General features: G+C 64.5%; 19 protein-coding genes and 1 pseudogene. 7 read left to right on the top strand and 13 right to left on the bottom strand.

Translation table 11 applies throughout. The annotated features are described in order from the left end of the window. Positions 1-37 precede the first annotated feature (37 nt). The 9 genes from FS665_RS12070 to FS665_RS12030 all read right to left on the bottom strand — a co-directional run bounded on the left by FS665_RS12070 (position 38) and on the right by FS665_RS12030 (position 13,350). On the bottom strand, positions 38-3,082 hold the full coding sequence (locus FS665_RS12070) for a multidrug efflux RND transporter permease subunit (RefSeq protein WP_145188222.1): 3,045 nt from the start codon (positions 3,080-3,082) through the stop codon (positions 38-40). A gap of 13 nt (positions 3,083-3,095) precedes the next feature. Next, positions 3,096-4,241 carry an efflux RND transporter periplasmic adaptor subunit gene (locus FS665_RS12065; RefSeq protein ID WP_145188219.1) on the bottom strand — a complete coding sequence of 382 codons (1,146 nt, stop codon included), beginning with the start codon at positions 4,239-4,241 and terminating at the stop codon, positions 3,096-3,098. A gap of 159 nt (positions 4,242-4,400) precedes the next feature. Continuing rightward, entirely contained in the window at positions 4,401-5,498 is a 1,098-nt protein-coding gene (locus FS665_RS12060) for a DUF1513 domain-containing protein (RefSeq protein ID WP_145188216.1), read from the bottom strand. Between the two features lie 2 nt (positions 5,499-5,500). Next, positions 5,501-6,565, bottom strand: coding sequence for an imelysin family protein (locus FS665_RS12055; RefSeq protein ID WP_145188213.1), 1,065 nt, complete (start codon positions 6,563-6,565; stop codon positions 5,501-5,503). Positions 6,566-6,584: 19 nt separating this feature from the next. Then, positions 6,585-8,012, bottom strand: coding sequence for a di-heme oxidoredictase family protein (locus FS665_RS12050; protein ID WP_145188211.1), 1,428 nt, complete (start codon positions 8,010-8,012; stop codon positions 6,585-6,587). A gap of 163 nt (positions 8,013-8,175) precedes the next feature. Then, positions 8,176-9,513: an imelysin family protein gene (locus tag FS665_RS12045; protein WP_145188208.1), complete on the bottom strand. Its 1,338-nt coding sequence runs from the start codon at positions 9,511-9,513 to the stop codon at positions 8,176-8,178. Positions 9,514-9,668: 155 nt separating this feature from the next. Continuing rightward, entirely contained in the window at positions 9,669-11,720 is a 2,052-nt protein-coding gene (locus tag FS665_RS12040) for a bifunctional diguanylate cyclase/phosphodiesterase (RefSeq protein ID WP_145188205.1), read from the bottom strand. Positions 11,721-11,970: 250 nt separating this feature from the next. Continuing rightward, entirely contained in the window at positions 11,971-12,567 is a 597-nt protein-coding gene (locus FS665_RS12035) for a superoxide dismutase (RefSeq protein WP_145188202.1), read from the bottom strand. Between the two features lie 183 nt (positions 12,568-12,750). Beyond that, positions 12,751-13,350: a LysE/ArgO family amino acid transporter gene (locus FS665_RS12030; RefSeq protein ID WP_145188199.1), complete on the bottom strand. Its 600-nt coding sequence runs from the start codon at positions 13,348-13,350 to the stop codon at positions 12,751-12,753. A gap of 90 nt (positions 13,351-13,440) precedes the next feature. Between FS665_RS12030 and FS665_RS12025 the strand changes: the two are divergent. The 3 genes and pseudogenes from FS665_RS12025 to FS665_RS12015 all read left to right on the top strand — a co-directional run. After that, positions 13,441-14,335, top strand: a pseudogene (locus FS665_RS12025) (LysR family transcriptional regulator ArgP); the annotation flags it as partial. A 41-nt stretch (positions 14,336-14,376) separates the two neighbouring features. Next, entirely contained in the window at positions 14,377-15,378 is a 1,002-nt protein-coding gene (locus tag FS665_RS12020; RefSeq protein WP_145188193.1) for an NAD(P)-dependent oxidoreductase, read from the top strand. Positions 15,379-15,459: 81 nt separating this feature from the next. Then, complete coding sequence (locus tag FS665_RS12015) at positions 15,460-16,281, top strand: ATPase (protein WP_145188190.1); 822 nt, start codon at positions 15,460-15,462, stop codon at positions 16,279-16,281. A 46-nt stretch (positions 16,282-16,327) separates the two neighbouring features. Here the strand turns inward: FS665_RS12015 and FS665_RS12010 are convergent, their stop codons facing one another. Then, a complete protein-coding gene (locus FS665_RS12010) occupies positions 16,328-17,377 on the bottom strand; it encodes an alkene reductase (protein ID WP_145188187.1) in 1,050 nt (349 codons plus the stop codon). 17 nt (positions 17,378-17,394) lie between these two features. Further along, complete coding sequence (locus tag FS665_RS12005) at positions 17,395-17,697, bottom strand: helix-turn-helix transcriptional regulator (RefSeq protein WP_145188184.1); 303 nt, start codon at positions 17,695-17,697, stop codon at positions 17,395-17,397. A 147-nt stretch (positions 17,698-17,844) separates the two neighbouring features. Between FS665_RS12005 and FS665_RS12000 the strand changes: the two genes are divergently transcribed. Beyond that, the gene (locus FS665_RS12000) at positions 17,845-18,420 is read left to right on the top strand and encodes an ACP phosphodiesterase (RefSeq protein WP_145188181.1); all 576 of its coding nucleotides are present in this window, start codon (positions 17,845-17,847) and stop codon (positions 18,418-18,420) included. A gap of 10 nt (positions 18,421-18,430) precedes the next feature. Here the strand turns inward: FS665_RS12000 and FS665_RS11995 are convergent, their stop codons facing one another. Together FS665_RS11995 and olsB are read right to left on the bottom strand one after the other, a co-directional pair. Further along, the gene (locus tag FS665_RS11995; RefSeq protein ID WP_145188178.1) at positions 18,431-19,204 is read right to left on the bottom strand and encodes a lysophospholipid acyltransferase family protein; all 774 of its coding nucleotides are present in this window, start codon (positions 19,202-19,204) and stop codon (positions 18,431-18,433) included. Continuing rightward, on the bottom strand, positions 19,204-19,959 hold the full coding sequence (olsB, locus tag FS665_RS11990; RefSeq protein WP_145188175.1) for an L-ornithine N(alpha)-acyltransferase: 756 nt from the start codon (positions 19,957-19,959) through the stop codon (positions 19,204-19,206). Before olsB ends, FS665_RS11995 begins: the two co-directional genes overlap by 1 nt. Positions 19,960-20,102: 143 nt before the next feature. On the opposite strand from olsB, the gene FS665_RS11985 reads away from it, so the two are divergent. The 3 genes from FS665_RS11985 (at position 20,103) to FS665_RS11975 (ending at position 22,812) form a co-directional block, all read left to right on the top strand. Then, complete coding sequence (locus FS665_RS11985; RefSeq protein WP_145188171.1) at positions 20,103-20,990, top strand: acyl-CoA dehydrogenase; 888 nt, start codon at positions 20,103-20,105, stop codon at positions 20,988-20,990. Between the two features lie 81 nt (positions 20,991-21,071). After that, entirely contained in the window at positions 21,072-21,653 is a 582-nt protein-coding gene (locus FS665_RS11980) for a YceI family protein (protein WP_145188168.1), read from the top strand. Position 21,654: 1 nt separating this feature from the next. After that, on the top strand, positions 21,655-22,812 hold the full coding sequence (locus FS665_RS11975) for a phosphatidylserine/phosphatidylglycerophosphate/cardiolipin synthase family protein (RefSeq protein ID WP_145188165.1): 1,158 nt from the start codon (positions 21,655-21,657) through the stop codon (positions 22,810-22,812). Positions 22,813-22,857 lie beyond the last annotated feature (45 nt).

Genomic DNA, 22,857 nt, shown 5'->3' with positions numbered 1-22,857 from the left:
GCGAGGCTTTTGTTTTTTCGCGGGCACCCATGACGGCTCATCCAGCGCCGGGGCGCATCGGCGCAGAGAGGTGCGCCAGCAGGGTGTAGATGCATGGCAGGACGAACAGGGTGAACAAGGTCCCGATCGACATGCCCGTGGCGATCACGATGCCGATATCGAAGCGGCTCACCGCCCCTGCGCCGCTTGCCAAAATCAACGGCACCATGCCGAATACCATCGCTGCCGTGGTCATCAATACCGGGCGCAGGCGGATGGCAGCCGCTTGTTCAATGGCTTCGCGCACACTCAGGCGTTGCTCCGCGCGCAGTTGGTTGGCGAATTCGACGATCAGGATGCCATGCTTGCTGATCAAGCCGATCAGTGTCACCAGCCCGACCTGGGTATAGATGTTCATGCTCGACAGGCCAAGGAACAGCGGCAGCAAGGCGCCACAGATCGACAGCGGTACGGTCACCAGAATCACCAGGGGGTCACGGAAGCTTTCGAATTGCGCGGCCAGCACCAGAAAGATGATCGCCAGCGCCAGGCTGAAGGTCACCCACAAGGCGCTGCCTTCCTGCACGTATTGCCGCGCGGTGCCGGCATAGTCGAAGGAAAAGCCCTCCAGCGCCTCTTCCCGGGCGATCTCCTGCACCGTTTGCAGGGCCTCGCCGATGCTGACGATCGGCACGCCCTGGATGATTGCAGCGTTCAACTGCTGAAACTGATTGAGCTGGCGCGGTCGGGCACGGTCGCTCAGGGTGATTAGCGTCGACAAGGGCAAGAGCTGGCCCTGTCGATTCTTCACGTAGTAGTTGTTCAGCCAGCCAGGGTTGTCGCGGTAGGGCCGCTCGACTTGGGCGATGACCTTGTAGCTGCGGCCATCGAGGGTGAAGCGGTTGATCTCGCCCTCGCCCAGAAGGGTCGCCAGGGTGCCGCCCAAGGCGTCCATGGAGACGCCCATCTGCGCGGCCTTGGCGCGGTCGATGTCGACCACCACCTCGGGCTTGTCGAACGCCAGGTCGATATCCAGGAAGGCGAACTTGCCAGAGTCCTGGGCACGCTGTTTGATCCGCTGGGTGACCTCGAGCAGGGCAGGGTAGTCGCCAGCGGTATTGACCACGAACTGGAACGGCAAGCCCTCGCCGGTGCCGGGCAGCGACGGCAGATTGAAGCCAAAGATCTGCAGCCCACTGATTTCTTCGAGCTTGGCCTGTACCAGTGGCAGCAGCTCCATCTGCGTGCGCTCGCGCTCGTTCCACGGTTTCAGCAGAAAGCCGCCGATGCCGCTCTGTACCCCGTTGAACCCGTTGATCTGGAACGAGGAGTAGTACTCTGGAAACGAGCGGAACACCGGCATGAACTGATCGGTGTAGGCATTGAGGTAATCAAGGTTGGTCGGCTGCGGCGAGCTGCTGATCATGAAGATGACGCCCTGGTCCTCGTTGGGCGCCAACTCGCTCTGGCTGAACATCACCAGCAGCGGAATCAGGCACAGGACGATGGCGGCGAACACCAGCACCACTGGGCGGCTGTCCAGGGTCGCATGCAGCAGGCGCCGGTAGCGTACCTTGAGCGCCTCGAACAGCGTGTCGAGCCGATGGGCCAGGCCGCTGGCATTGTGTCCAGGGCGCAACAGCATGGCGCACATCATCGGCGACAGGGTGAGCGCGACGATGCCGGAAATCACCACCGCCCCGGCCAGGGTGAGGGCAAACTCCTTGAACAATGCCCCGGTCAGGCCGGTGAGAAAGCCGATGGGCGCATACACCGCCGCCAAGGTGATGGTCATCGACACCACGGGCAGGGCGATTTCCCGCGCCCCTTCCAGCGCCGCCACAGGGGGAGGCTGGCCCTGCTCCATGTGCCGGTGGATGTTCTCCACCACGACGATGGCATCGTCCACCACCAGGCCGATGGCCAGGACCATCGCCAGCAAGGTCAGCAGGTTGAGCGAGTAACCCATCAGTTGCATGAAAAACAGCACGCCGATCATCGACAGGGGGATGGTCACCACTGGAATCAGCACCGAACGCAGGGCGCCGAGGAACAGGAACACCACGACGATGACGATCAGCACCGCCTCGCCCAGGGTCTTGATCACCTCGTCGATCGACGCCTGGATGAACAGCGTCGCATCGTAGGCGATCGATGCCTTCAGCGCCGAGGGCAGCTGCCGTTCGAGCTCGGGCATCACCTGGCGTACCTGCTTGATCACCTCCAGCGGGTTGGCGGCCGGGGTCGCCTTGATGCCGATGTAGACCGACGGCGTGCCGTCGAACGAGCTGACCGTGTCGTAGTTTTCCGCGCCCATTTCGACCCTGGCCACATCGCCCAGCAGTACCCGGCTGTCGCCCTCGACCTTGACCGGCAGGGCGGCGAACGCTTCGGCCGATTTCAGTTCGGTGCTGGCGTTGATACTGCTGACCACGTACTCGCCTTTGACCTCGCCCGCTGCCGCCAGGAAGTTGTAGCGGCGTACCGCATCGGTCACGTCGCTGGCGGCCAGGCCGAAGCCTGCCAGCTTGATCGGGTCGATCCAGAGGCGCATGGCGAACACCTGGTTGCCGAGGATTTGCGCCTCGGCCATGCCGGGCAGCGTGGCGAGCTTGGGCTGGATGACCCGCGACAGGTAATCGGTGATCTGCGGGTTGCTCATCTGCTGACTGGCAAAACTCACGTACATCAGCACCGAGGCGTCGGCCGCTTCTTTGCTCAATACCGGGTCTTCGGCAGCTTGCGGCAGCTGATTGCGGACCTCGTTGGCCTTGGCCAGCAACTCGGTGAACAGGCGGTCGCTGTCGGCACCGATGCGCGCATAAATGGAAATCACCGAGAAATTCTGCCGACTGACCGAGGTCATGTAGTCGATGCCTTCGGCGCTGGCCAGGCTCTGCTGCAAAGGCTGGGTGATGTAGCCCTGGATGGTCTCGGCGTTGGCCCCGGGGTAGGCGGTGGTCACCGTGATCAGCGCGTTTTCCATCTTCGGGTATTGGCGAATCGGCAACGTGCTCCAGGCCTGTACCCCGAGCAGCAGGATCAGCAGGCTGACCACACAGGCCAGCACAGGTCGGCGGATGAACGGGTCGGTAAATGCCATGCCAACCTCCTGCTCAGTCGCCGCGCGCAGCGTCGGGTTGGCGCTCTGGCGCAGGGGCCTGGCCGGCCCGAATGGCCGCACCCGCAGTCAACTTCAACTGGCCGGCGGTGACTACCTGCTCGCCAGCGGCAAGGCCTTGGGTGATCACCACCACGCCATCGCGGCGCTCGCCGGTCTGTACGGTACGCGGCTCGGCACTCAGTTGTGGCTGGCCGTGCTGGTCGGGTGGTCGGTCGCCGTTGGGTGTCTGCCGCACTGTGGCGACGTACACCGAGTTGCCATAGAGGGTGTAGGTGATGGCGCTTTCCGGCACCACCACCCGGGGTTGTGGATCAGGCAGCAATACCATCAGGTTGGCGAACATGCCCGGTAGCAACTTGCCGTCAGGATTGGCCAGGGTGGCGCGCACCAGCAGGTTGCGGGTGTTTTCGTCCACCTTGGGGTTGATCGCGCTGAGGCTGGCGTTGAAGGTCTGCCCAGGGTAGGCGGCGACCTCGACTTGCACCACCTGGCCCAGGCTCAGGCGCGGTAATGCCTGTTCGGGCACATTGAAGTCGACGTACAGGCTGGAGGTGTCCTGCAAGGTCGCGATCACGCTGCCAGGTGCCAGGTACTGACCGACATCGACCTGGCGAATGCCGATCGTGCCGCTGAAGGGCGCGGCGATGCGCTTCTTGGTTTGCTGCGCCTTGAGCTGTTCGACCACCGCCTGGTTGCGTCGGTACTGCGAACTCAGGCGGTCGTACTCGCCGCGCGAGATGGCGGCGTCACCTACCAGCTGACTGGCTCGGCCGAAGTCGATTCTGGCCAGGCCGAGATCGGCTTGGGCGGTACCGAGCAGGGCGCTCTCCTGATCGTCATTGAGCTGCAGCAGCGGTTGGCCGGCCTTGACCTGCTGCCCCGAATCGAAATACAGCGTCTTGACGATGCCTTGCACCTCAAGGCTCAGGTCGACCCCTTGCCCAGCCCTGAGGCTGCCCACAGCGGGCAGGCGCTGCTGCCACTGGCGTTGCTCGGCCGGCGCCAGCGCCACGGTGACAGGCGGCCTCGGCGCGGTGAACACCTGGATCTGCCGATAGATCGAGAAGGCCTTGTAGCCTCCCAATGCCAGCACGATTAGCACAACCACTGCCAACATGATGAGCATGCGGCGGCGCATAGGTCCGATTCCTTGGCGACGAGCGGTAATGGGCGGGGCACGACAGCGGGCGATCCTGCCCATGTGCGGATGCATCAAGTATCGTCTGTTTTTCGCCGCACGTCGGAGCAATTGCGCTGGCCCAGGCAGCGCAAGTGCTCTTCGCTCAAGGGCAGTGCCTCAGGCCAGGTGCAGGTGGTTGTCCCAAAAGCCTGAGGGCAGCTGCATCGGCTGGCCGACCAGCTCGGCCTTGCGACAATCGTAGAAGCGGCAACGCCCCTGACCGGAGGTCACGACGAAACCGTCCTGCACTGCGCCAACCCCGGCACAGTCGGGCATCGGTGCGTCGAGCCTGACCGCGCCGCTGTCCAGGTCCCAGATGAACAGGCGATTGGCCCGCGGCGCGGTCAGCGCCACCAGGCGCAGCTCGCTGTGGATGGCGACACTGGCGGTGTACTGCGCCATGGACTGCAACTGCCGCTCGGGTACCGGGAAGGCCTGCAAGGCCTCGCCAGGGCGCTTGATCGCCAGCAGTTGCGCGGTTTCGTCGGCATCGCCCATGAACTGCTGGCAGGCGGCGATGGTGCCATCGCTGCCCACGGCCAGGTGCCGGATGCTGTTCATCTGCTGGGCCAGGGTTTCCTGGCTCAGCAGGGTGCCGTCGCGCTTCATCAGTACCAGGCTCGGCTGCATGGCATCGAGGTTCATCTCGACCCGGCTTTCGGCCTCGGTACGAATACCGCCGTTGGCCACGATCAAGGTTTCGCCATCGGGCAGCCAGGCCACTTCGTGCGGGCCGATACCGTGGGTTGGCAGCTCGCCGCTGTGCACCAGCCGCTCATCCTCGAAGCGGTACACGCCCAGCACGCCGCGACCTGGGTCGGTGGTGTCGTTCTCGGTGGCATACAGCCACTGGCCACTGTTATGGATGACCGCATGGCCATAGAAGTGGCGATTGGGCTGTGAGGCGAGCGTCTGCAACAGGCGCCCGTCGCGCACGTCGATCAGGTAGCTTTCGGTACCAGGGCGACGGGCGACGAACAGGGCGATCGGCAGCTGCGGGTGATCGATGATGGCGTGGCAACGCTGGCCGACCTCGGTGCTGAACACCTGGGTGCCGTCCAGGCGAAAGCCGACCGCGTAGTGCTTGCCAGCACTGTCGTCACGCGCCGACAGCAGCAGCGGTTCGCTGCCTTTGTTGCGCAGCAGGCTCCAGCCGCCCAGGGTCAGGGCGCTGAGCAACACGCTACCGAGTTTGAGGGCCTGGCGTCGCAGCATGATCAGTCACCGTCGTTGGCATTGAAGCCCAGCTGGATGTTCAACGCCTTGGCCAGCTCGCCTTCGTGCAGGCGGTGGACGACGTTGAGGCTGTCGTAAAGCTGGTTGAGGGTCTGCTGCCCGGCATCGTCGGCCAGCAGCTCACCGAGGGTCTTGTGGTTGTCGGCCAGCAGCTTGAGCGAGGTAGCGTAGGCGTCGTCGATCTTCTGCGCCAGCGCTTTCTGATCGCTGGGCAACAGGCCACGCAGACCCTGGTTGTCGACCCCGACCCACACCGCCTGGGCCGCCTTGAGGGTCGCCTCCAGGCTCTTGAGCGAGGCGTGGCTGCGCCAGGCTTCGGCTTGCAGCGGTTGAGCGATGCCTTTGCTCTGCCGGCCCATCGGCGCGCCGAGTTTCTTCTTCAGGGTATCCAGGGCAGTGACCTGGGAGCGCAGCAAGTCGGCGATGGCCTCATGGGAGTCGGCATAGCGCTGGTTGGGGAACTTGGTCATCTGCGAGAGCATGCCGTCGGTGCTGTTCCAGCCCTTGAGGATCTCCTCGGCAAGGGTTTTCTGATGCTCGCCGATGGCCACCAGCAGAGGGCAGTAGCGGGCCTTCTGTTCAGCCGTGGCGATGTCCGGCTTGCTGTCGAAGAGAATGTACTCGTAGGCCGACAGGCCGCGGACCACGACGCTGGACTTGCTCAGTGTAGCGGCATCGACCGGCTTGTCGCCGTTGACCAGTTGCTCGACCTGACGGCCTACCAGGTTTTTCTTGTCAGGCCAGAACTGCACCTGCCAGGCGCGGTTGCCTTCGGCCAGCGGGCCAACCAGCAGGGGCTGCAGCTCAGCCCACGCCTTTTGCGCGTTGAGGTAGTCGGCGCGCGCGGTTTCCAGGCTCTGCTTGCCCTCGCAGTACGCCAGGGCGCTGGCTGCCAGCTGGCGGTCGGCTTCGACCCAGCGGCTGTAGGTGGGCAGGATCACCTGCTTGGCGATTGCGGCGGAGGTCACCGCCTGCGGGTCTTGCGGCGAGCAGGCGCCCAGGGCGAGTGCGGCGAGGCTGGTGAACAACAGTTTGGGTCGGAACATGCCCGGCTCCTTGCGCGTATTAAAGTGAATTGAGGAACGCCAGCAACGCATCGCGCTGCTCGGCATTGAAGGTAAGCACCTGGTCGCGTGCCCGCTGTGCCTCGCCGCCGTGCCAGAGCACGGCCTCGAGCAGGTTGCGCGCGCGACCGTCATGCAGAAGCTGGGTGTGCCCGCTGACCGTTGCGGTCAGGCCGATGCCCCACAGCGGCGGGGTGCGCCAGTCCTGGCCATTGGCGGCGAATTCGGTGCGTTCATCGGCCAGGCCCGGGCCCATGTCGTGCAGTAACAAGTCGCTGTAGGGGCGGATGAGCTGATTGGCCAGCTCCGGCTCGGGCGCATCGGCGGCGGTGGTGAACTGCGGGGTGTGGCAGCCCTGGCAGCCGGCCTGGAAGAACAGGTTCTTGCCGGCCAGCACCTGCGGTGCGTTCACCTCGCGCCGAGCTGGGACGGCAACGTTGCGCGCATAGAAGGTGACCAGACGCAGGATATTGTCGCTGACTTCTTTTTCATCGCCGTCGCCGTCGCCATTGGGCGCTGCCAGGCAGGCGGTCTGCGCGGCGGTGCAGTCGTCCTTGGGTTGCAAGGTGGTGGTCAGGCCCATGTCACCGTTGAACGCGTGCACGTTCTGCTGGTTGACGTTGGGCTGCCCGGCCTTCCAGCCGAAGCGGCCAATCACGGTCTTGCCCAGGGCGTCGTCCCACACGCGGTTGGCACGCCCGCGGATACCGTCGCGGTTGCGGTCGTCCGGGTCCTCGTTGGCCAGCAGGGCGGCTTCAGGTATGGCTTCGAGCAAGCCCAGGCCGATCATCGGCGGCGCCACGCGGGCGGAAAATCGCGTATCGGGGTGCATGGCACCGTAGCCAAGCTGGCTGATCTGCAAGCTCGGGCGTCGCAACTCGACCTGGTGCCCATCGGCGAAGCTCACCCACTGGGGCGTGTAGCTGACCCGCACCTTGCCCTCGGGCGTCACGCCGGGCACCGCCATGTCCTGCAACTGGGTGCCGTAGACTGGCTCGGGCACCACGCCCAGGCGCTCGATCACCTTGGCCAGATACGGCTGGTCGGGGATCGACAGGCGCACGAGCATGCCCACGGCATTGCTGGCGCCTGGTTCCGGCGGATGGCCGCGGCCATCGCGCACGTGGCAGTTTTGACACGCATTGGTGTTGAACAGCGGGCCGAGGCCATCGCGCGCAGTGGTGGTCGAGGGTGCGATCACCCAGGGACTGCGAAAGAAACTGTTGCCCACGGCAAAATCCAGACGGCGCTCGGGCGAAAGGTTGGCCGACGGCAAGGAAAACGCCTTGCGATCACTGCGCACGACCGTTGCCTGGCCACCGGACAGCGCTTCGCCAGGCTCGGCCTGGGTGAAACGCGGGGCGTCGTCACAGGCGGCGAGGGCGAGGGCCAGCAGCGCAAGAAGGGATCGGGACAGCGACGAGGACATGCAAAATCCTGGGCGTGGACGAAAAAACCGGCGTGCAAGCTTAGCAAAGTGCTGGAATTTGAATAAGAGCAATTTGCAATTACCCGGATGAAATCTGCCCCAGCGGTGCGCCCATGAAAAAGGCGACCCTAAGGTCGCCTCTGCTCACTCGCCGGTTGGCGGATCAGAAATCGTGATCCGCGGTGTCCGGGTTCAGGTTGGCGATACCCAGCTTGCCAGCCGCCTGCTCGATCGCGCCGGTCTGCTTGACCAGCGAGGCGATGGCGTCGCGCACCACCTGGTTGCCGGCGGCGTTGTCGGCAGCGATCAGCTGATCGTAATGCTCGCCGTTCTGCGCGCGGTCAACCATGACCTGGATCTTTGCCTCGGTGGCTTCCAGGTCGGCCTTGAGCGTGGCATCGGTCGCTGGATCGACCTTGGCGACCAGCGAGGACAGGCTCGGGCCGGTCATCTTGGAACCGTCGACGCGGGTGTACTCGCCCAGGTAGACGTTGCGAATGCCCTTGGCGTCGTAGAAGTGCGAGTAGTGGGTGTTGTCGCTGAAGCAGTCTTGCTCGTCTTCCGGGGAGTTGGCTTCCAGGGAAACCTTCATGCGCTCACCGGCCAGTTCGCCCAGCGACAGGCTGCCCATGCCGAACAGCATCTTGCGCAGGCCGTCGGTGACCGGCTCGGCCTCCAGGGTGGCGCGGTAGTTGTCGGCGACGTTGGGCGCCCAGTTGCCGACCATCTCTTCCAGGTCCTGCACCAGCAGCTGGGTGACCGCCTTGAGGTAAGCCCGGCGACGGTCGTTGTGACCGCCAGTGGCACCTTCGCCTTCCAGGTAGTCGGACGCCGGGCGGTTGCCGGCGCCTGGACCGGTACCGTTGAGGTCCTGGCCCCACAGGAGGAATTCGATGGCGTGATAGCCCGTGGCGACGTTGGCCTCGGAACCTGCCAGCTCGTTCAGGCTGCCCAGCTTCTCAGGGGTGATGTCCTTGACGTCGATTTTCTCTTCGCCGACCTGGATCTCGGTGTTGGCGATGATGTTGGCGCTGGCTGCCGGGTTGCCCAAGGCGTGCTCATAGCTCGAGTCGACATAGTCGATCAGGCCTTCGTCGAGAGGCCAGGCATTCACCTGACCTTCCCAATCGTCGATGATGGTGTTGCCGAAGCGGAACGCCTCGCTCTGCAGGTAGGGCACGCGTGCCGCTGCCCAGGCCTCTTTGGCGGCCTTCAGGGTCTGCTCGTCGGGCTTGGCCAGGAATGCGTCGATGGCGCTCTGCAGGGTCTTGGCGGTGCTCAGCGAGTCGCTGTAGACGGCATGCACCATGTCGGCGTAATGCTTGACCACGGCTTTGCCGGCTGCTTCGTCGACTGCCCCGGATGCCGCGGCAGGGGCGCTGGCAGCGGCAGGTGCCTGAGCTTGCGGCGCGGCCGCCTTGTCATCCTTGCTTTCGCCACACCCGGCGAGAGCGATGGCAATGGCCAGCAGACTGGCGGAGGCCAGAGGCATTCGAATCATTGTGGGTTTCCTGCGTCGTGTGGTTGGACCGAGGGTTTGCGCCGCGCGTCTTGGCACGCGAATCGGCAACATCATGCGAAAGATTTGCATTTGCTGTAAAGGGGCGGGGTCGCAAATCGTGTAAATGCGCGTCACGGCCTGTAATCGCGCCAGCGTTACAGGGCCGATGCGTGATTGCGCTGGGCCTGCTTGAGGAAACTGGTCAGCTCGCGCGCAGGCAGTGGTTTGCTGTAGTGATAACCCTGACCTTCGTGGCAGCCCTGGGCGATGATGTAGGCTTCCTGCTCGGCGGTTTCCACCCCTTCGGCGATGACTTGCATGCCCAGGCTCTTGCCCAGCTGGATGATGGCGCGAACGATGGTGGCATCGTCGTCGTCATCGAGCAGGTCCTGGACGAAGCTCTTGTCGATCTTGATCTTGTCCAGTGGCAAGGATTTGAGGTAGCTGAGCGACGAGTAGCCGGTGCCGAAGTCGTCGATGGCGATCATCGCCCCCGAGCGGCGCAGGCTGAGCAAGTGCTGCGCAGCGGTGCTGATGTCTTCCATCAGGCCGGTCTCGGTGACCTCGAGCTCCAGGCTGCGCGGTGGCAGGCGGTAGGCCTGCAGCAGGTTGTTGACCACCCGCGGCAGCTCGTTGTGGTGCAGCTGCACGGTGGACAGGTTGACCGCCATGCGCAGCTCGCCGAAGCCCATGTCGTGCCATTCGCGCAGCTGTCGGCAGGCCTGGTCGAGCACCCATTCGCCGATGCCGATGATGCTGCCGTTCTGCTCGGCCAGGGGGATGAACTGATCTGGCGGTACCATGCCCAGTTGCGGATGCTGCCAGCGCAGCAGCGCCTCGACACCGACCACGCGATGGTCGCGGTAGCTGATTTGCGGTTGATAGACCAGGTACAACTGATTGCGCGGCAGGGCTTCGCGCAGGTCTTTTTCCAACTCGCGGCGCCGGCGCATTTCGCTGTCGACGCTGGCGATGTAGAACTGGTAGCGGTTGCGTGAGCGAGCCTTGGCCAGGGTCATGGTCTGCTCGGCCTTTTGCAGCAGTTTCTCGGTGCTGTCGCCGTCCTCCGGGAACAGCGTGATGCCGATGGTGGCACGCAGGCGGATCAGCTGATGCTCCATGCCGAAGGGCATTTCCAGGTCGTCGAGAATGCTTTGGGCCAGCTCCGCGGCCTCGTAGGGCTGTTGGATGTTGGCTTGAACCAGGGCGAACTGGTCGCCGCCCAGACGCGCCAGGGCGCCGAGGCGACCACTGTGGGCGCGCAGACGGTCGGCCAAGGCCAGCAGCAACTGGTCGCCGGCCTGATAGCTGAACTGCTCGTTGATCCCCTTGAAATCATCCAGGCCGACGCAGAGCACCGCGACGCGATGCTGCAGGCGTCCGGCGTCGGCGAGAATCTTGTCGAGCTGCTGCTGCAGTTGCTGACGGTTGGGCAGCCCCGTCAGGAAATCGTACTGGGCCATGCGTTGCAAGCTGTTCTCGGCTTCATGGCGCAGGTGCGTATTGCGCTCGATCGAGGCCAGCAGCTGGTTGGCGGTATTGACCCACAGGCCCAACTCGTTTTTCTCATGGCCTTTGAGCAGCGGAATCTGATGCTGGCTGGGGCGGTCGGGGTTGATCTGGGTGAGGTGTTCGATGATCTTCGACAGCGGCTTGGTCAGCAGCCAGTGATACACCAGGTACAACACCAGGCCCATGGCCAGCGCCCGCAGCACGCCGGAAATGAAGATGATCACCGCGTTGATCAGGAAACCTTCGCCGTAGGCGGCGGTGTCGAGGGTGATGCTGAGGTCGCCGTAGTACTCGCTGTACGGCCCGCGACCGACCAGCTGGGTGGTGTAGGTGCGCTCCTGGCCCAGCAGCAGGTCGGTCAACCAGCGCATCGACATATCGCGCAGCGGGCGCGACTTTTCCGCGAGCATGGTTTCGTTGGGGTGGCCGATCGAGGCCATGCGCACCGAACCGTCCTGGAACAGGCCTTCCATCACCTGCATGCCCATCTCGCGGTCGAGGCTGTAGACCGCCTGAGTGGAAGGGTCGCGGAACATGTCGAGGATGCGTTGGGCGTCGTTATCGATGGCCTGGCGGGTCTTGTGCGTGTCATAGACGATCTGCGCGCAACTGAGGACGACGCCGACCGCCAGCGCCGAAAGAAGCACGACCCTGAGCAACTTGATCGATAAGCTGTTCCGCAATTCCAGCTTCAATGGGGTTTCCTTAATCCATGCGCATGGCAGCATTTTGCCATTAACGTTGGCAATACACTATTGGCCGACCTTGGCCAGTGTATCGGTCGCCCGACCCTGCAACTTGAGTGCGCGGTATCAAACTTCCAGAGGATTGATGTTAGCGCGCTCTGCGCGCTGAGCAAGCAAAACCGTGCCCACTGCCGGCGGCAGTGGCAGGCATGAAAAAACCCGGCGCGAAGGCCGGGTTTTTCGTTCAGGTCTGCAGGGTTCAGGCCTTGAAGGTCTGGCCTTCGAACTGTTCGGCAACGAAGGTCCAGTTGACCAGGTTCCAGAACGCCTCGACGTACTTCGGACGCAGGTTGCGGTAGTCGATGTAGTAGGCGTGCTCCCAGACGTCGCAGGTCAGCAGCGGGGTGTCGCCGCTGGTCAGCGGGTTGCCGGCGCCGATGGTGCTGGCCAGGGCCAGGGAACCGTCGGCTTTCTTGACCAGCCAGCCCCAGCCGGAACCGAAGGTGCCGACCGACGTCTTGGTGAACTCTTCCTTGAACTTGTCGAAGGAACCGAAAGCGGCATTGATGGCGTCGGCCAGCGCGCCGGTCGGCTGACCGCCGCCGTTTGGCGACAGGCAGTTCCAGTAGAAGGTGTGGTTCCAGACTTGAGCGGCGTTGTTGAAGATACCGCCTGAAGAGCTCTTGACGATCTCTTCCAGGCTCTTGCCTTCGAATTCGGTGCCTGGGACCAGGTTGTTCAGGTTCACGACGTAGGTGTTGTGGTGCTTGTCGTGGTGATACTCCAGGGTTTCCTTGGAGATGTGCGGCTGCAGGGCATCGTGGGCGTAAGGCAGCGGCGGCAATTCAAAAGCCATGGTAGATCTCCTGATTCAGGTCTGTCTGCGGTTTGCGCAAGGCCGATCACGGGCGGCCCAAGGTACGTCGGCGAGTTTGTACTCTTTGCGACGCAAGCCTTGGATCATAGCACTGGGTCCTGCGCATAACCACGCAACAAACATAGGGAATAGAGCGTCAGGCCCAAGCTTGCAGCTTCCAGCTCAAGAGAGGATGAGCTGGGCAGCGACAGCGAACATCATCACCGCGACCATCAGGTCGAGCAGCCGCCAGGTCGCCGGGCGAGCCAGCCACGGCGCCAACCAGGCGGCGCCGAGCGCCAGCGTCGAGAACCACAGCAGCGACGCACTGGCGGCGCCTGCCACGTAGGCGCCAGGGGCTGTCTGTTGCGCCCCCAGCGAGCCGATCAGCAGTACGGTGTCGAGGTACACATGCGGGTTGAGCAGGGTGACGGCCAAGGCGCTCAGCAGCACTGCCCGGCGCGAGCGCGTGCCCTGGCCCTGTTGATGCTGCAGGCTTTGCTTGGAGCAGGCACTGCGCAGCGCCCTGGCGCCGTACCAGATCAGGAACGCCGCACCGCCCCAGCGCGCGATGGCCAGCAGCGTTGGGCTGTGCGCCAGGACCGTGGCCAGGCCGAACACACCCGCTGCCACCAGCAGCGCATCGCACACGATGCACACTGCGGCCACCGGCAAGTGGTGCTCGCGACGCAGGCTCTGCGCGAGCACGAAGGCATTCTGGGCACCGATGGCCATGATCAGGCCAAGGGCTACGAGCATGCCGTTGAGATAGCTTTGCCACATGGCGTTCACTCCGGAAAAGATGCTGGCCAGTGTGCAGCCCGAACTTGTATAAGAAAAACAAATAAACCTGATCCGGCATTAGGAAAATCGATGTTCGACTACAAGTTGCTCGCTGCCCTTGCGGCGGTGATCGAACAGGGCGGCTTCGAGCGCGCCGCGCAGGTGCTGGGTTTGTCGCAATCGGCCATTTCCCAGCGCATCAAACTGCTCGAAGCTCGCGTTGGCCAACCGGTACTGGTACGTGCCACACCGCCGAGTCCCACCGAGGTGGGGCGGCAGTTGCTCAACCATGTGCAGCAGGTGCGCCTGCTCGAACGGGATCTGCAACGCCAGGTGCCGGCACTGGATGAAGAGGGCATGCCCGAACGCCTGCGCATTGCCCTCAACGCCGACAGCTTGGCGACCTGGTGGGCGGCAGCGGTTGGGGACTTCTGCGCCGAACAGCGGCTGCTCACCGATCTGGTGGTCGAAGACCAGGAGGTCGGGCTCAAGCGCATGCGTGCAGGCGAAGTGGCCGCCTGCCTGTGCGGCAGCGAGCGCCCTGTGGCCGGTGCGCGCAGCCTGCCCCTGGGCGCCATGCGCTATCGGGCACTGGCAAGCCCGCTGTTCATGGCGCGCTGTTTCCCGACAGGCTTCGAAGCTCGGCGCCTGGCGCGCATGCCGGCCATCGTCTACGGCCCGGATGACTTTCTGCAGCACCGTTACCTGGCGTCGCTGGGCATCGAGGAGGGTTTTGTGCATCACCTGTGCCCGTCCTCGGAAGGTTTTCTGCGCATGACCGAGGCCGGACTCGGCTGGGGGCTGGTGCCTGAACTGCAGGCGCGTGAGCAAATGGCCAGCGGCTTGCTGGTGGAAATCTGCAGCGATACGCCCATCGACGTGCCGTTGTACTGGCATCATTGGCGCAATGGCGGGCAATTGCTCGCGCAACTGACCGAGCACTTGCGGCGCACGGCACGGCACTGGTTGGTGCCGTTGTAGCGGTGGATGGCGTCTGTTGCTTCTGAAATCTTGGCGGAGTCTTACATGCAAATTCTGGTCACGGGCGCGAGCGGCTTCATCGGCGGGCGCTTTGCCCGCTTTGCGCTGGAGCAGGGCCTGGCAGTACGGGTCAGCGGCCGACGCGCCGAAGGCGTCGAGCATCTGGTCAAGCGCGGCGCGCAGTTCATTCCGGGTGACCTCGGCGATCCGGAACTGGCTCGCCGCCTGTGCCAAGGGGTCGAGGCAGTGGTGCACTGCGCAGGCGCGGTGGGTAGCTGGGGGCGTTATCAGGACTTTTACCAGGGCAATGTGGTGGTCACTGAGAACGTTGTCGAGGGCTGCCTGAAAGAGCATGTGCGGCGCCTGGTGCACCTGTCGTCGCCGTCGATCTATTTCAACGGCCGCTCGCGCCTGGACATCCGCGAAGACCAGGTGCCGCGCCGCTTTCACGACCACTACGGGCATACCAAGCATATCGCCGAGCAGAAGGTCTTCGGCGCCCAGGAGTTTGGCCTCGAGGTGCTCGCCCTGCGCCCGCGTTTCGTCACCGGCGCGGGCGATGCGAGCATTTTCCCGCGGTTGATGCAGATGCAGCGCAAAGGCCGCGTGGCAATCATCGGCAACGGCCTGAACAAGGTTGACTTCACCAGCGTGCACAACCTCAATGACGCGTTACTGAGCGCGTTGTTCGCCGATGAACGCGCCTTGGGTCAGGCCTACAACATCAGCAATGGTCAGCCGTTGCCATTGTGGGACGTGGTCAACTACGTCATGCGCCAGATGCAACTGCCGCAGGTGACCCGCTACCGCTCGTACCCACTGGCCTACAGCCTGGCCGCACTCAACGAAGCCGCTTGCCTGCTCTGGCCGGGTCGTCCACAACCGACGCTCTCGCGCTTGGGCATGCAGGTGATGAGCCGCGACTTCACCCTGGATATCAGCCGGGCTCGGCATTACCTGGATTATCAGCCGAAGGTCAGCCTGTGGAGTGCCCTGGATGAATTCTGCGCCTGGTGGAAACACCAGCCGCCGGGCCAGGGAACCTGATCGGCCCATCATGGTCATCAGCGCGCCGCCCCAGCGGTTTATACTCATGCCTCTTTGCTATTACTGCGGTTGAAGCCACTTATGCGTAACGATGTCCACGACGAATTCGACGATGTGCCCACCTTGCGAGCGGGTACCCCCGATGACGACGAACTGCTGCCCGCGCGGGTGTCGCGCAGCCGCCAACGGGCCGCCAAGCCTGCCAGCACAGGGGCGCTATGGGCATTGCTCGGGGCGGCGTTCATTGCCTTGGCAGGCTTGGGCTGGTGGAGTTTCCAACAGATTTCGCTGATGGAGCAGCAGTTGGTGGCCACTCAGGAAAGCTTCGCCCGCATCAGCGAAGAGGCCGCCGGGCGGTTGCAGGCGATCAGCGGCAAGGTCGCCGCCAGCGAGACATCCAACACCACCGGCAGCGAGGCGCTCAAGCTGCAGATCAAGCAATTGCAGGCCAGCTTGGCCGAGCAGGACAAGCAGCAGCAAGGCGTGGCGGGTCAGACGGGTGACCTGGGCAAGCGCTTGGAGCAGGTGCTGGCCGATGCCCAGGCACGGCAGCAGGCGGTCGCCGAGTTGCAAGCGCAGTTACAGACGCAACTCAAAGCGGTGAACGAGCAACTGGCGGCATTGAAAGCGGCTCAGGTGGATGGCAGCAAGCTCGATGGCCAGTTCAAGAGCCTCAACGATGAGGTAGCGGCATTGAAGAAGCAGGGCAACCTCAAGGCCGCGGTCGACAGCCTGGAACAGGATGTGCTGGTGCTCAAGAGCCAGCTGGAAACCCGTAGCACCGCCGCCAGTGGCGCCACGGTGCAGGAATTCGATGCGTTTCGCGGGCAGACCACGCGCAGCCTGACGACCCTGCAGAGTCAGATCCAGAACCTGCAACAGCAAATCAACGCGCGGCCTTGAGCGCGAGCGGGGGTCCGCTGGCCGAGGCGGCCAGCGACGCCGGCGATTACAGGCGTGGGTAGTCGATGTAGCCCACCGGCCCCTTGCCATAGAAGGTTTCCGGGTGCGCCTGGTTGAGCGGCGCGTCGGCGGCCAGCCGCGCAGGCAGGTCTGGATTGGCGATGAACGGCACGCCGAAGGCCACGGCATCGGCCTTGCCTGCAGCCAGTGCGGCGTTGGCGCTGGCCTTGTCGAAGCGCTCGTTGACGATGTATGGGCCGCCGAAGGCTTGCTTGATCAGCGGGCCGATGCTGTCGTCGGCTTCTTTCTCCCGTGAGCAGATGAACGCGATCGCGCGTTTACCCAGTTCGCCGGCCACATAGGTGAAGGTTTCGCTGCGGTGCTCATCACCCATGTCGTGGGCATCGGCGCGCGGTGCCAGGTGCACGCCCACACGGCCCGCGCCCCACACTTCGATGGCCGCGTCGGTGACCTCCAGCAGCAGACGTGCGCGGTTTTCCAGCGACCCGCCGTAGCGGTCGCTGCGCTGGTTGGTGCTGCTTTGCAGGAACTGGTCGAGCAGGTAGCCATTGGCGCCGTGAATCTCGACGCCGTCGAAACCTGCGGCCTTGGCGTTCTCGGCTGCGCTGCGGTACGCCTCGACGATATCGGCGATTTCCTCGGTTTCAAGGGCGCGCGGGGTCGGGTAGTCGCTCAGCGGACGCACCAGGCTGACATGGCCCTGGGCCTTGATCGCGCTCGGCGCCACGGGCAGCTCGCCGTTGAGGTAGCTGGGGTGGGAGATGCGGCCTACGTGCCACAGCTGCAGGAAAATCCGCCCACCGGCGGCGTGCACCGCCTTGGTCACATTGGTCCAGCCACGCACCTGCTCGTCGTTCCAGATGCCGGGGGTATCGGGGTAGCCGACGCCCATGGGCGTCACCGAAGTCGCTTCGCTGAGAATCAGCCCGGCACTGGCGCGTTGTACGTAGTACTCGGCCATCAGCGCATTGGGCACCCGGCCCTCGTCGGCGCGGCAGCGGGTCAGCGGGGCCATGATGATGCGGTTGGGCAGTTGTATATCGCCCAGGGTGATGGGGTCGAACAGTGTGGTCATGTCGGTTACCTGCCTGGTCAAAGCGCTTGGCGCAGTTGGTCGAGGAATGCCTCGATAGTGGCTTCGTTACGTTTGAAGAAGTGCCATTGGCCGACCTTCTGGCTGCTGATCAGGCCGGCCCGCTGCAAGGTGGCCAGATGGGCCGAAACCGTGGATTGGGACAGCCCGCAACGCTGGTCGATCTGCCCGGCGCAGACACCGTTGTCGGTACTGTGGTACTGATCGGGAAATTGCGTCGCAGGGTCCTTGAGCCAAGCGAGAATTTCGCGCCGAAGCGGATGGGCCAGTGCTTTGATGATGTCGTCCAGATCCGGTGGCATGGGGAGGCTCGCAGGGGCGCATATCGTGATAGAACGAACCGTACATCGGTATTTCGCGATATACAAATATGAAAAGGTTCGGTGTCCAGCGCCAATCGGTATATCGGCCCATGACGATATACCGCGCGGCAATGCTAGACTGCGCCGATGAACTACCTCGCACATTTGCACCTGGGTGGCCCGGCGCCGCAACAGATGCTCGGCAGCTTGTATGGCGACTTCGTCAAAGGCGCCCTGGAAGGGCGTTTTCCTCCCGCGCTCGAGGCGGCGATTCGCCTGCATCGGCGCATTGACAGCTATACCGATCAGCACCCACTGGTGATGCAGGCGTTGGGACGTTTTCCGCAGCAGCGTCGGCGCTTCGCCGGCATCGTCCTGGACGTGTTCTTCGACCACTGCCTGGCGCGGCATTGGAGCGATTACGCCGAGCAGCCGCTGGCGCAATTCACCTCAGGCTTCTACCGCGTCCTGCTGGCCGAGCCGCAGCTGCCGGGCCGGCTCGCGCGGATCGCGCCGTTCATGGCGGCCGATGACTGGTTGGGCGCCTATGGCGACTTCGCTACGCTGGAACAGGTGTTCAACGGTATCGCCCGGCGCCTGTCGCGCCCGCAGGGGCTGACCGGCGTAATGACCGAGCTCGAGCACTTGTATGAGCCGCTGTTGGCAGATTTCCGCGCGTTCTACCCGCAGTTGCAGGCGTTCGCCAGCGCCGCGCGTGGCTGAGGGCTGAGCCTCATGCAGCCTGCACCCGCAGGCTCTCTGCGACCCCGAACAATGCCCTATGAATCGCCTGCTGCGCCTGATGGGCCAACGCCGCCCGTTCCAGGCCAGCGCTGGCAATCGGCGTCAACAGATGGATGCACACCTGGGCCTTGGGCTGCGCGAACAAGCGCAGCAGGTGCGAGACCAGGTCATCGTCGCCGATGAAGGGCGCCAATGGATCTGGCCCATCATCGCGCAGATACTCGATGGCCACCGGCTGCACCGCTACACCGCGATCGATGGCGCCGGCCAGCAGCCGGCCGTGAAAGGTGCGCACTTGCCGGCCGTCCGTGGTGGTGCCCTCGGGGAAAATCAGCAACGGCCGAGCCTCGCTTAATTGTCCGGCGATCTGCTCGCGCAGGCGCTGAGCATCGCCACCGCCGCGGCGGATGAACAGCGTGCCGGCCTTCTGTGCCAGCCAGCCGGCCACTGGCCACTGGCGCACCTCGGCCTTGGACAGGAATGACAACGGCAGCAACATGCCGAGCAGCGGGATGTCGGTCCACGACACGTGATTGCTGACCCACAACATCGGCTGGCGCGGCAGTTCGCCGAGCACCCGCACCTCGAACGGTAACGCGGCGGCCAGCCGCTGCATGAACCAGCAGGCCCAGCGCTGGCGCAGCGCAAGCGACGCCGCGCAGCCAAGGCGTTCGCCGACGGCGATGAGGCTGGCCATGCCCAGCCCCAACAGCAGCACCATCGACAGCCTGGCCAGCCGGGCAAGCACCCGCAACTGCGCCATCACACCGCAGCCTTGAAGTGACGGGCATAACGTGGGCAGAGGTCGGCACGCTTGAGCAGGATGAACACGTCGGCGACCTGGAAGTCTGGGTCCCAGCACGGTTCGCCGCAGATCTTCGCGCCCAGGCGCATGTAGGCCTTGAGCAGGGGCGGCAGCTCGGCGATGACGTTGCCGGGCAGGTCCAGGCTGGGGAGCGGATGCTTGGGCACGGCGCGCAGGTGCTGGTTGCACAGGTAGCGCTCGCGCAGGCGCTGCATGATCGCGTGGGCTTGGATACCACCGTCTTGCATGGGGATGCTGGCGCAGCCCATCAGGTAGCTGTAGCCGCCTTCATTGAGCACCTCGGCCAGCTCGCCCCAGAGCACGGCGATGGTGCCACCGTTGCGATAGTCAGGCGCTACGCAGGTGCGGCCCAGCTCGAGGATCGGCCCTTGCAGTTGCAACAGACCGTGCAGGCTGAATTCCTCTTCGCTGTAGAAGCGCCCCAGGCTGCTGGCAGCCCGGTGGTCGAGCAGGCGGGTGGTGGCGACCAGTTGCCCGGTGGCCAGGTCGCGCACGCCGATGTGCCGGCAGTGGGCGTCGAACTCATCGCTGTCCAGGCCCTGCTCGGCGCCTTTGAGCTTGGCCTTGAATTCTGCGCTGAACACCTGGTAGCGCAAGGCCTGGGCCTCCTGCAGCGGCGCGGCGCCCACCAGGCGTTCGGCTTGCAGGCGGCGTGCAGTGCTGGCGGCGCCAGCGTGAGCGATCCGAGTCATACGCGTCTCCATGAGCCAGCCAAGAAGGGTTGCGGCCGGTCGGCTTTGTTGGGCAAAGTCAGCCTAGGTAGATGCAGTGTCACGCCCGTGAATGTTTGGTGATGCTTGCATGACACACCCAACAGCCCTTCAAGGAGCACGCGATGGCCTGGTTGCAACGAATCAACGACCCTGTTTGCCAGCCATTGGCCGGTAGCCTGGGCGAGATCTACGCCGCCCAACGCGAGCGCCTGGGTGCGGTGACGCCGTTCGAGCTGGCGGTGCTGGGTGGGCGTGCCATGGCCACGCCGGGCCTGGCGTTTCTGATCGGCTACCAGGCGGCCTTGCGCGTGCTTTGGCCCAGCGCCCCCGATAGCCTGGGCGCGCTGTGCGCCACCGAGCGGCGCAGCGTGCGACCGGCCGATATGCACACCCGCCTTGCCGGGTTGCGCCTGAGTGGCAGCAAGGACTTCGTCACCGCGGGCCTTGAGGCCGAGTGGCTGCTGGTTGCCGCGCGTAGCGAAGGCGCCGGGCAGCCGGCGCAGCTGCAACTGGCAGTGGTGTACCCCGGCGAGCCGGGGGTGACCCTGGAGGCGTTGCCGACCTTGCCGCTGATGCCCGAGGTCGGGCATGCCCGCTTGCAGCTGCACGATGCCGCCTGCGAACTGCTGGCCGGGGATGGCTGGGACGCTTATGTGAAACCGTTCCGCTCGCTGGAAGACCTCTACGTGCTCGCCGCGCTGACGGCATGGCTGTATGGCGTCGGCCAGCACTGCCAATGGCCGCAGGCGCTGCGCCTGCGCCTGCTGGGGCTGTTGGCTGGGTGTGCCGAGGGCAGTCGACAAAGCGCCGACAGCGCAGGCTGCCACCTGTTGCTCGCCGGCCTGTTTGCGCAATTTCAGGAACTGCGTGGGGCGCTCGACCAGGCCCTGCAACAAGGCCCTGCGCACTGGGCGCAGCTGTGGCAGCGCGACCAGGGCGTGCTGGCGCTGGCCAACGCAGCGCGCGAAACGCGCCTGGCCAAGGCCTGGTCGGCAGCCGGCTTGGCGTGAACCCTGCCGAGGCGCAGCAGTCGGCTTGCTGAGCTGCAGGCGGGCGGGTAATGTTGGCGGTCATCTTCGATGAGACCTGTCATGCCTAAACTGTCCCGTCTGCTGCCTGCCTTGCTCCTGACCCTGTGCCTGCCTGCCCACGCCAACTGGCACCTGGATGGCGAATCCTCACGGCTGTCGTTCATCACCGGCAAGAACGGCGAGATTGCCGAGGTCCATCGCTTCCTGGTGCTGCACGGCAGCGTCGATCGCAAGGGCGCTGCGGCGCTGCGCATCGAGATGGATTCGGTCAGCAGTGGCATTCCCCTGCGTGACGAGCAGATGCGCGACAACCTGTTCGACGTGCAGCGTTTCGCCGAAGCCAGTGTCCAGGCGCAACTCGACCTGGAGCCGATCACCGATCTGGCCAACGGCGCGCAGATCGAATTGCGCCTGCCCTTGACCGTCAGCCTGCATGGTCAGTCCCATCGCTACAACGCCCTGTTGTTGGCCACGCGCCTGGACGAGCGGCGTTTCCAGGTGGTGACCCTCGAACCGCTGGTGCTGCATGCCGCCGATTTCGGATTGCTGCCTGGCCTGGAAAAGCTGCGCACGTTCGCCAAGCTCAATTCCATCAACCCTACGGTGCCGGTCAATGCGGTGCTGATCTTCACTGCCCGTTGACATGCCGGGCCCGGTATTTCCCTGGCGTGACGGTAATCAATTCGAACTGCTGATCGACGGCCCGCAGTTCTTCCCGCGAATGCTGCATGCCATTGGCGAGGCTCGATCCCAGGTCGATCTGGAGTTGTATCTGGTCGAGGCAGGCGCCTGCGCGCAGGCGGTGGTCCAGGTGCTGGAGCAGGCGGCCCGGCGTGGCGTGCGCGTGCGTTGCCTGTTCGATGATTACGGCTCGCTGGCATTCACCACGGCGCTGCGCCAGCGGTTGCTCGATGCTGGGGTGTACCTGCGCTGGTACAACCGCCTGCACTGGAAGCGCGGCGTGCGCAACCTGTACCGCGACCACCGCAAGCTGTTGCTGGTCGACGAGCGCTGGGCCGTGGTCGGCGGCACTGGGGTCACCGATGAATTCTGGAAGCCCGGCGAGGCCAGCAGCGAGTGGCACGAGGTCATGGTACAGATGCAGGGGCCGGTGGTAGGCGACTGGCAGCTGCTGTTCGACCGTCAGTGGCATGCCAACAATCGCCGCACCGCCTGGCGCCCCGCCGAGGGTTTCGGCCTGCCCCGCGTGCCGAAGATCCCCGCGCAAGGGCAGGGTTTGGGCCGGGTGGCCTATGCCGACGCCCGGCAGCATCAGGACATCCTGCATGCGCTGGTGCGCGCGATCAACAGCGGCAAGCGCCGGGTGTGGCTGGCGACGCCATACTTCCTGCCGACCTGGAGCGTGCGCCGGTCATTGCGCCGGGCCGCTGGCAAAGGGGTCGACGTGCGCCTGCTGCTGACCGGGCCGCGCACCGATCACCCTTCGGTGCGCTATGCCGGCCACCGTTATTACCCGCGCCTGCTGCGCGCCGGGGTGCGCATCTACGAGTACCAGCCGTGTTTTCTGCACCTGAAGATGGTGCTGATCGACGACTGGGTCAGCGTCGGGTCCTGTAACTTCGACCACTGGAACCTGCGCTTCAATCTCGAAGCCAACATCGAGGCACTCGACCCACCCCTGACCGCTGCGGTGCAGGCCAGCTTCGAGCGCGATTTCGCCTTGAGCGAAGTGGTCGACCTCGATCATTGGCAGGCACGGCCGCTGTGGCGACGGGTGAAGCAACGCATATGGGGCTGGCTTGACCGACTGGTGGTCAACCTGCTCGACCGGCGCGACTGAGAGCGGCTATCGTGCAGTAACTGTGTCCAGGCAACCGAGGGTAGC

This window comes from Pseudomonas sp. URMO17WK12:I11, assembly GCF_007677725.1.
Taxonomy (GTDB): Bacteria; Pseudomonadota; Gammaproteobacteria; order Pseudomonadales; family Pseudomonadaceae; genus Aquipseudomonas.
This window is presented reverse-complemented; position numbering and strand designations above follow the sequence as displayed.

What these genes read in the sequence shown, in the direction of transcription:
- FS665_RS12015 (WP_145188190.1), top strand. Translation starts at nt 15,460, where the DNA reads ATGCGTAACGATGTCCACGACGAATTCGACGATGTGCCCACCTTGCGA.
- FS665_RS12045 (WP_145188208.1), bottom strand. Translation starts at nt 9,513, where the DNA reads ATGATTCGAATGCCTCTGGCCTCCGCCAGTCTGCTGGCCATTGCCATC.
- FS665_RS11995 (WP_145188178.1), bottom strand. Translation starts at nt 19,204, where the DNA reads ATGGCGCAGTTGCGGGTGCTTGCCCGGCTGGCCAGGCTGTCGATGGTG.
- FS665_RS12060 (WP_145188216.1), bottom strand. Translation starts at nt 5,498, where the DNA reads ATGCTGCGACGCCAGGCCCTCAAACTCGGTAGCGTGTTGCTCAGCGCC.
- FS665_RS12065 (WP_145188219.1), bottom strand. Translation starts at nt 4,241, where the DNA reads ATGCGCCGCCGCATGCTCATCATGTTGGCAGTGGTTGTGCTAATCGTG.
- FS665_RS12010 (WP_145188187.1), bottom strand. Translation starts at nt 17,377, where the DNA reads ATGACCACACTGTTCGACCCCATCACCCTGGGCGATATACAACTGCCC.
- olsB (WP_145188175.1), bottom strand. Translation starts at nt 19,959, where the DNA reads ATGACTCGGATCGCTCACGCTGGCGCCGCCAGCACTGCACGCCGCCTG.
- FS665_RS12000 (WP_145188181.1), top strand. Translation starts at nt 17,845, where the DNA reads ATGAACTACCTCGCACATTTGCACCTGGGTGGCCCGGCGCCGCAACAG.
- FS665_RS12005 (WP_145188184.1), bottom strand. Translation starts at nt 17,697, where the DNA reads ATGCCACCGGATCTGGACGACATCATCAAAGCACTGGCCCATCCGCTT.
- FS665_RS12020 (WP_145188193.1), top strand. Translation starts at nt 14,377, where the DNA reads ATGCAAATTCTGGTCACGGGCGCGAGCGGCTTCATCGGCGGGCGCTTT.
- FS665_RS12030 (WP_145188199.1), bottom strand. Translation starts at nt 13,350, where the DNA reads ATGTGGCAAAGCTATCTCAACGGCATGCTCGTAGCCCTTGGCCTGATC.
- FS665_RS12055 (WP_145188213.1), bottom strand. Translation starts at nt 6,565, where the DNA reads ATGTTCCGACCCAAACTGTTGTTCACCAGCCTCGCCGCACTCGCCCTG.
- FS665_RS11975 (WP_145188165.1), top strand. Translation starts at nt 21,655, where the DNA reads ATGCCGGGCCCGGTATTTCCCTGGCGTGACGGTAATCAATTCGAACTG.
- FS665_RS11985 (WP_145188171.1), top strand. Translation starts at nt 20,103, where the DNA reads ATGGCCTGGTTGCAACGAATCAACGACCCTGTTTGCCAGCCATTGGCC.
- FS665_RS12035 (WP_145188202.1), bottom strand. Translation starts at nt 12,567, where the DNA reads ATGGCTTTTGAATTGCCGCCGCTGCCTTACGCCCACGATGCCCTGCAG.
- FS665_RS12070 (WP_145188222.1), bottom strand. Translation starts at nt 3,082, where the DNA reads ATGGCATTTACCGACCCGTTCATCCGCCGACCTGTGCTGGCCTGTGTG.
- FS665_RS11980 (WP_145188168.1), top strand. Translation starts at nt 21,072, where the DNA reads ATGCCTAAACTGTCCCGTCTGCTGCCTGCCTTGCTCCTGACCCTGTGC.
- FS665_RS12050 (WP_145188211.1), bottom strand. Translation starts at nt 8,012, where the DNA reads ATGTCCTCGTCGCTGTCCCGATCCCTTCTTGCGCTGCTGGCCCTCGCC.